The sequence below is a fragment of the Vibrio sp. B181a genome (assembly GCF_030248375.1).
GTDB lineage: Bacteria > Pseudomonadota > Gammaproteobacteria > Enterobacterales > Vibrionaceae > Vibrio > Vibrio campbellii.
On the sequence record NZ_JAHGAD010000031.1, the window covers coordinates 1 to 1,841 of the forward strand.

General features: G+C 41.1%; 3 protein-coding genes. All 3 read left to right on the forward strand.

The window, feature by feature from the left end; all coding sequences use genetic code 11:
* Nucleotides 1-49 precede the first annotated feature (49 nt).
* Nucleotides 50-409, forward strand: coding sequence for a hypothetical protein (locus tag KIO97_RS15345; protein ID WP_130241184.1), 360 nt, complete (start codon nt 50-52; stop codon nt 407-409).
* A gap of 164 nt (nt 410-573) precedes the next feature.
* Nucleotides 574-1,218: a peptidase E gene (locus KIO97_RS15355; RefSeq protein WP_086495654.1), complete on the forward strand. Its 645-nt coding sequence runs from the start codon at nt 574-576 to the stop codon at nt 1,216-1,218.
* A gap of 144 nt (nt 1,219-1,362) precedes the next feature.
* Complete coding sequence (locus KIO97_RS15365) at nt 1,363-1,785, forward strand: hypothetical protein (RefSeq protein ID WP_285383328.1); 423 nt, start codon at nt 1,363-1,365, stop codon at nt 1,783-1,785.
* Nucleotides 1,786-1,841: the final 56 nt, after the last annotated feature.

Genomic DNA, 1,841 nt, shown 5'->3' on the forward strand with positions numbered 1-1,841 from the left:
AACTGCGCGTTAGCTGCTCAAGGTAATGATAAGAACAGAGAATATATTTATGAAAGTTCAAGAAAAATTTGAAAACGAGTTAAAAGCATTGGAATCATCAATTGTAGGTGTATTCCGTGCAGAACCAAACTTGCTAGACTCACAAGTCGCTAGAGCAGTAGAGTCTATGGTGAATATTTTTAAATCAAAGGTAAAAGGTAAGCCAGCACAGCAACTGAATTTAGATGGTTTAGATTTGCGTGTTTTCTCGGCGTTGGACGCGGCAATCAATGAAATTTTGTCTCTCAATTCAGAGCTAAGTAACAATGATCTATTGGAGTGTTTAAAGGTAATTGGAAAATCAATCTCTAAATGGACAAAGCAACTTGGTCGGCAAGGTTACTTAAATTTTGTAAGTCAGTACTTCTAATCAAGAACGCAGCTAACAAACTGCTTAAGAGGGATTCGCAACGCGTGGCATTTTTACTATGCGTTGATTTTGGTGATTAAGGTGGTATGCAGCGGCTTCGGTATTGCGTTGCTCACCCCTTAGCAGGGCGTTAGAGTGCCGAGTTCAACATAGGAGTATAGTTTATGGATAAACACATCGTTGTTTTAGGCGGTGGTGGTTGGATGATGGGAGAAAAACACAGCAAATTAGACCGTTATGCACTTGATCTTACGGGCAAGCGTGATCCAAAAGTTTGCTATCTTTCTACAGCAACTGGTGACGCAGAAGAAGCTATTCAACGTTTTTACGATTCAGGTCTTAGTTGTAATTTGACCCATTTTCCATTGTTCAAACCAGACTCCAATTGGCGCACAAAGCTGCAAGAGCAAGACGTTATATATGTTGGGGGCGGTAATACCCGTTCAATGTTAGCTATCTGGCGAGAGTGGGGCATAGATACAATACTCAAAGAATGCTACGAAAATGGTGTGGTATTGTGCGGTATGAGTGCAGGGGCTATATGTTGGTTTGACTTAGGCATCACCGACAGCAATCCCGAAGAATATACAGTTATTGACGGCTTGGGTTTCGTGCGTGGTCTAGCCTCAGCTCATTTTAATGGCAGTGATGAAAAGGCTGACTTATTTTCTGATTTTTCTCAAAATAACAGTAGTGTACCGTGCTATGGTATTAGCGATTATGCCGCCCTGCACTTTATTAATGGTCAATTATATCAGACGGTTACTAGTAAATTTGATGCAAAAGTAACGTTCGAAAATGCACTCTAACAAACTGTTTAAGAGTGATTCGCAACGCGTGGCATTTTCACTATGCGTTGCGTTTGGTGTTTAAGGTGGTTGCAGCAACATCGGTATTGCATTGCTCACACCTTAACAGGGCGTTAGAAGCCACTCAAACTTAGGTAACTTAAAATGGCAATGGAATTATTTGTAGTTTTGGCATTAGAAACTTTGCCAAACACTTCTCAAATGAATGAACTGGCAGAGAAGGTATCGATTCCGATAGTTTATGAAGCTGGTATCGAGCTTCGAGATATTAAGGGGTATCTGCCAGCCAAAGTGGAGGGTAGAAAGTCAGGGTTGGAAATTCATACATCTGCATATGACACAGCCTCAATCAAATTGTCTTCTTTTGACGCACAGCAATATAAACAACCGGTGGTAGTTACTCTGAGGTGGGGAGGTGATTTCTCTGAAATGACATCAGCTCTTTCAACAGCGTATCTATTATCCGAGGGCTATAGTGCTACGACTTTTGAGCCCCAAACAAATACGTATTTGAGCACTGCGGAACTGAAAACAAGTGTTTTTTCAATGCTAGATACTGCGAAGTGATGGCTTCTAACAAATTGTTCAAGAGTGATTCGGCACGCGTGGCATTTTTACTATGC